The organism is Steroidobacter sp. (assembly GCF_016790065.1).
Lineage (GTDB): Bacteria > Pseudomonadota > Gammaproteobacteria > Steroidobacterales > Steroidobacteraceae > Steroidobacter.
Genome location: NZ_JAEUPY010000034.1, coordinates 1 through 5796, shown reverse-complemented (window position 1 = coordinate 5796; position 5796 = coordinate 1). Strand labels below are relative to the sequence as shown.

Here is a 5796-nt window from a genome sequence, read left to right as displayed (position 1 = left end):
AGCGGCACCTTACTGAAGGACCTGAGCAGTTTCCAGACTGAGGCGAATAGTTCTGTACTGGCTCCCATCAGAAGATTTGGAATCGTTTGTCGTAACGACACGCACATTCACAATCACTTCGTCATAGTCGATTTCGTGCTCGCCGCTCCACCAGATGGAACTGGCTGATCGCGGCAAGCGATCGAACTCCTGTTTGCTCATTATCGACGTGAGAGCCAACTTCCTTTTTACTTGCCCAGCACCGTCATAGATGACGATTGCATCGTCTCCCCATCCCCTGCTGTGCCAGTTGTCGAAGGTGACGAAACTCCCATCCTTGGCCGAGACCAGAGCACTTACTGGTGAGACATCGTTTACCAACTGCTTGCGCCACACGCGCCGGTACTCAGCACCCTCTAGCCTCTCGAGCACGGCCTCACATCTCGCCAACCCTTCCGATCGCTGCCCTGCTTCAGCGTTGTCTGCCACCTTGTCTTCGAAATACGGCAAGGCTCCCGCCAGTTCACGAGGAAACACGGTTAGGCGATAGCTGCCATTGGACGACGTGTACGTTTTTGGAGCCGCAGGAACCACTGATCTGCTAGCACAGTGGGGACCACCAGCATCCACGGGATCATGAAGGCCAGCTGCTTCATTGCCACCAAATGCCGTCGCCGAGGCGGGTGTGCAACGCGCGCGAACTCGATCGGAAGGCATCGCATAGTTCTTCAGCTACCTCAGGCATCTTGCCGAATTTGGAGTGGGATCGTCGCGTTTCCGCAGAAACGCCGAATGTTAAATTCTCGGATGCGCGCCACCGAAGCGCGAAGACTCGAGCGCCTCGCTAGGCCTCCGAGTAGTACCCACGCCCCGCGAAAACCTGTTCGAGCGCCCGCTGCAACTTCCCCCACGCCTCATCGTCGATTGAGAAGCCAACCACGAAACGCCCATCGCTTCTCATGCGGCCGGCGGCTTCGTGATCGAGCTGAACGTCGATGTGTGTCCGGGAAAGCTTGAACGCCTGGATGTGCCCGTACCAGGACCAGCCCTGATTGCAGCACTCGATGTAGATGTCATCCATGCCCAATCGGGCGTCTTCCGCAGAGTATTTGTCTGCGGCTTGCAGCATCACGTATCGCTCTGCGGCGAGATTCTCGTCGACACTCCAGGTGACGAGCCAACCCCACGCTTCCTTGGAGACGTGGACGTACTTGGCATCGAATTCGATTGGCATGACCTAACGCTCTGGCTGGACCGCAAGCAAACGCTCGCTCGAACATGACCACAGCGATTCGTGCTTCCCGCTTGCGTCGAAACCATGCGACAAGGTTGCTGATCATGCGCTCTCGCTTTTGTAGACCGCCTAAGCACAGCGTTTCATCCCGCGACATCGTGGGAATTCACTGTTGATTGGCCAACGCCGCGTTTCCGCAGAAACGCCGAATGTTAAATTCCAGGCCGCGCGCACTGATACGCGAGGCGGAGTGGAATGTGCGGGAGTTCTCAGCGACGCGCAGGACACGCGGCTGGATACGCGCCTCTAGAACGCGAGGCGCTTACGAGGGGTGGGGGCGGCGCACGCGGACGCGCACGCCAGCCAAAAAAGAGCGGTTAGCTCTCCGCCTTCACCGGCAGCTTCACCCGAATGTGCAGCTCTTTCAGCTGCTCTTCTGAAACACTCGTCGGCGCACTGGTCATCAAGTCCGCCGCCGTCTGAGTCTTCGGGAACGCGATGACGTCGCGGATCGAATCCGTGCCCGCCATGAACATCACGATGCGGTCCAAGCCGAACGCGATGCCGCCATGCGGCGGCGTGCCGTACTTCAGCGCTTCGAGCAGGAAGCCGAATTTGACCTGCGCTTCTTCCGCAGAAATGCCGAGCAAATCGAACACCGTCGACTGCATTTCCGTGCGATGGATACGCACCGAGCCGCCGCCGATTTCGGAGCCGTTGAGCACCATGTCGTAGCCCTTCGACAGCGCGTTCTTCGGGTCGGCACGCAGAGCGGCTGCGTCTTCGATACGAGGCGCGGTGAACGGGTGATGCAGAGCGGCCCAGCGCTTGCCGTCCGGATCCCATTCGAACATCGGGAAGTCGACGACCCACAGCGGGTGCCAGCCGGCCTTCGCCAACTTCAAGTCGTGGCCGACCTTGATGCGCAGCGCGCCGATGGCATCGTTCACGACCTTCGCATTGTCGGCGCCGAAGAAAATCAGATCGCCGTCTTGAGCGCCGGTGCGCGACAGAATGCCGCTGACGGCGTCGTCGCTGAGGAACTTGAGAATGGGCGACTGCAAACCATCGCGGCCCTTCGCCTTCTCGTTGACCTTCACATATGCGAGGCCCTTCGCGCCGTAGCGTCCGACGAACGTCGTGTAATCGTCGATCTCTTTGCGAGACAGCTTGCTGCCGCCTTCGGGCACGCGAAGCGCGGCCACGCGACCGTCCGGGTTGGATGCCGGGCCGGCAAACACTTTGAAGTCGCAGTCCTTCACCAAATCGGCAACGTCGACCAGCTCCAGCGGAATGCGCAGGTCCGGCTTGTCGGACGCGTAGCGACGCATCGCTTCGGCGTAAGTCATGCGAGGGAACGGATTCGGCAGATCGTCGCCGAGCACGGTCTTGAAGATGGAACGGATCAGCGCTTCCATCAGCTGCATGATCTGTTCTTCGCTCAGGAACGATGTCTCGATATCGAGCTGAGTGAATTCCGGCTGACGCTCGGCGCGCAGGTCTTCGTCACGGAAGCAGCGAACGATCTGATAGTAACGATCATAGCCGGCCATCATCAGCAGCTGCTTGAACAGCTGCGGCGACTGCGGGAGCGCGAAGAACTGGCCCGCATGCGTGCGGCTCGGCACGAGATAGTCACGCGCGCCTTCCGGGGTCGCCTTGGTGAGCATCGGCGTTTCGATGTCGATGAAGCCGTTGGTGTCGAGATAGTCGCGCATGGCCCGCGTGACCGAATGACGCAGGCGGATGCGCTTCTGCATCACATCCCGACGCAGGTCGAGATAGCGATACTTCAATCGAATCTCTTCGTTGACCGGCTCGTCGTGATGGAACGGCGGCGTCTCGGAGCGGCTCAGAATTTCCAGCTCACGGCACAACAGCTCGACCTGACCCGAAGGCAGATTGGCGTTGGCAGTGCCGGCTGGACGGGCGCGGACCAGGCCCTTGATACGGATGCAGAACTCGCCACGCAGGCGCGAGGCGTCGGCGAAGGTGTCCTGGGCGTCCGGATCGAACACGATCTGCAGCAGGCCCTCGCGGTCGCGCAGGTCGACGAAAATCACGCCGCCATGGTCACGCCGGCGATGCACCCAGCCCGCGACGCTGACTTCCGTGCCGATGAGGGACTCGTTGACCTGGCCGCAATAATGGGAGCGCATGGGAAAAGGGGCTCGGGACGTTGGGAGCGCGGGATGTTACGGAGCCCCCCGGGGGTGCGCAAGCAAGCGGCCGCCGACGCCGGGCTCTGCCCCGAAAAACGGGACAGATTTAATTACTTAGCCGTTGGGCGTCCTGCCCAGCACCGGGGACCGAAATAAATCCGTCCCCGTTTGAGCTGCTTTTGAGCCGGATCAGCGGCGCTTGGCCTTCTTCTTCGCCGGCGCCGCCTTTTTCGGGGCCGGGCGCTTGGCCGGGGCCTTGGCGGCGGGCTTCTTGCCCTTGGACTGGGAAGACGGGGCCGCGGCAGCCTTGCCCGCAGGCTTCTTGGCACCGGCGCCGGTCTTCACTTCGGCCTTGGACTCAGCCTTCTTGTCCGCCTTGTCGACCTTGGCGTCAGCCTTGGCATCGGCCTTGGCGTCCGCTTTGGCCTCGCCCTTCTTGTCGCCCTTGCCCGGCTTGCTGTCGTCGGACTTGGCGGCCGGCTCGTCGCGGTCGGCGATGTTGCGCTTGTCCTCACCCTCGGACTTGAAGTCGGTCTCGTACCAGCCGGCGCCTTTGAGCCGGCACACTGGTGCCGAGATCAGCTTCTTGAGCGTCGGCTTTTTACAGCTGGGACACTTGCGCAGCGGCTCATCGGAAATCTTCTGCAGGGTCTCGACGTAGAACTTGCAGTTACTGCATTCGTATTCGTAAAACGGCATGGTTATTCTCGACCACCAACCTTCGCGCAACTCGGCGTCGGCGCATCATAGAGGCCGACGCCGAATCTTCAAGTTTTCCGCGTAAATGCCAGCTCGCCATCCTGGGTTGTGACCTGAACCTTGGCGCCCGGGCCGAATTCCCCGCGCAAAATGCGCTGGGCCAGCGGGTTTTCCAGCTGCTGCTGAATGGCCCGTTTCAGCGGTCGCGCGCCATACACCGGGTCGAACCCGGCTTCCGCCAGCCGATCGGTGGCCGCCGCATCGAGGTTCAGCTCGATATCGCGCTCGGCCAAACGCTTGCGCAGGTAGGCCAGCTGGATGTCCACGATGGAGCGCAGCTGTTCCCGGCCCAGCGGATGGAACACCACCAGGTCGTCGACGCGGTTGATGAATTCGGGCCGGAAGTGCTGTTGCACGATCTCCAGCACCGACTGTTTCATCTTGGCGTAATTGGCCTCGCCCGCCAGCTCCTGGATCACGTTCGAGCCCAGGTTGGACGTCATGATGATCACGGTATTGCGGAAATCGACCGTGCGGCCTTGGCCGTCGGTGAGGCGGCCGTCATCCAGGACCTGCAACAGCACGTTGAACACATCCGGATGGGCCTTTTCCACTTCATCCAGCAACAGCACCGAGTACGGCCGGCGACGCACCGCCTCGGTGAGATAGCCGCCTTCCTCATAACCGACATAGCCCGGAGGCGCGCCGATGAGCCGAGCCACGGAATGTTTCTCCATGAACTCCGACATGTCGATGCGGACCATGGCCTCTTCGGTATCGAACAAGAACTCGGCCAGCGCCTTGCTCAGCTCGGTCTTACCGACACCGGTGGGGCCGAGGAACAAGAACGAACCATTGGGCCGATTCGGATCGGACAAGCCGGCACGCGAGCGGCGGATCGCATCGGATACCGCGGCCACTGCCTCGGCCTGGCCGACGACGCGCTTGCCCAGCTGTTCTTCCATCCGCAGCAGCTTTTCTTTCTCGCCTTCGAGCATCTTGGAGATGGGAATGCCGGTCCACGCGGCCACGACCTCGGCGATCTCCTCGTCCGTCACCTTGTTACGCAACAGTTTCTTTTGGTCCTGCTGCTGCTCGGCTGCGGTGGCCTGCGCGAGACGGCGTTCCAGCTCGGGAATCTTGCCGTACGCCAGCTCGGACATGCGCTGTAGGTCTTGCCCACGACGCGATGTTTCCAATTCCAGCTTGGCGCGCTCCAGCTCTTCTTTGATGCCGGCGGCACTTTGCACGGACGCCTTCTCGGCCTTCCACACTTCTTCGAGATCGGAATATTCTTTTTCGAGCGAGCCCAGCTGCTCGTTGAGTGCGTTCAAGCGCTTCTTGGAAGCGTCGTCGGCTTCTTTCTTCAACGCCTCGCGTTCGATCTTGAGCTGGATGATGCGACGTTCGAGACGATCCATGGCCTCGGGCTTGGAATCGATTTCCATGCGGATGCGCGAACCGGCTTCATCGATCAGGTCGATGGCCTTGTCCGGCAGCTGCCGATCGGTGATGTAACGATGCGAGAGCGTGGCCGCTGCAACGATGGCCGGATCGGTGATCTCCACGCCGTGGTGAACTTCGTAACGTTCCTTCAGGCCACGCAGGATGGCAATGGTGTCTTCCACCGAAGGCTCGTTCACCAACACTTTCTGGAAACGACGTTCGAGCGCGGCGTCCTTCTCTATGTACTTGCGATATTCGTCGAGCGTCGTCGCGCCC

General features: G+C 60.9%; 5 protein-coding genes. All 5 read right to left on the bottom strand.

Going from position 1 to position 5796, the window contains the following annotated elements; translation table 11 throughout:
• Nucleotides 1-9: 9 nt before the first annotated feature.
• Nucleotides 10-696: a hypothetical protein gene (locus tag JNL55_RS01325; protein ID WP_293848465.1), complete on the bottom strand. Its 687-nt coding sequence runs from the start codon at nucleotides 694-696 to the stop codon at nucleotides 10-12.
• Nucleotides 697-823: 127 nt separating this feature from the next.
• Nucleotides 824-1213, bottom strand: coding sequence for an Imm10 family immunity protein (locus JNL55_RS01320; RefSeq protein ID WP_293848464.1), 390 nt, complete (start codon nucleotides 1211-1213; stop codon nucleotides 824-826).
• A 377-nt stretch (nucleotides 1214-1590) separates the two neighbouring features.
• Nucleotides 1591-3372, bottom strand: a complete 1782-nt coding sequence (aspS, locus tag JNL55_RS01315; RefSeq protein WP_293848463.1) for an aspartate--tRNA ligase — start codon at nucleotides 3370-3372, stop codon at nucleotides 1591-1593.
• Between the two features lie 192 nt (nucleotides 3373-3564).
• Nucleotides 3565-4074, bottom strand: coding sequence for an FmdB family zinc ribbon protein (locus JNL55_RS01310; RefSeq protein WP_293848462.1), 510 nt, complete (start codon nucleotides 4072-4074; stop codon nucleotides 3565-3567).
• Between the two features lie 68 nt (nucleotides 4075-4142).
• On the bottom strand, nucleotides 4143-5796 hold a 1654-nt coding region (locus tag JNL55_RS01305; protein WP_293848461.1), incomplete at its 5' end, for an AAA family ATPase.

What these genes read in the sequence shown, in the direction of transcription:
- JNL55_RS01325 (WP_293848465.1), bottom strand. Translation starts at nt 696, where the DNA reads ATGCCTTCCGATCGAGTTCGCGCGCGTTGCACACCCGCCTCGGCGACG.
- JNL55_RS01320 (WP_293848464.1), bottom strand. Translation starts at nt 1,213, where the DNA reads ATGCCAATCGAATTCGATGCCAAGTACGTCCACGTCTCCAAGGAAGCG.
- aspS (WP_293848463.1), bottom strand. Translation starts at nt 3,372, where the DNA reads ATGCGCTCCCATTATTGCGGCCAGGTCAACGAGTCCCTCATCGGCACG.
- JNL55_RS01310 (WP_293848462.1), bottom strand. Translation starts at nt 4,074, where the DNA reads ATGCCGTTTTACGAATACGAATGCAGTAACTGCAAGTTCTACGTCGAG.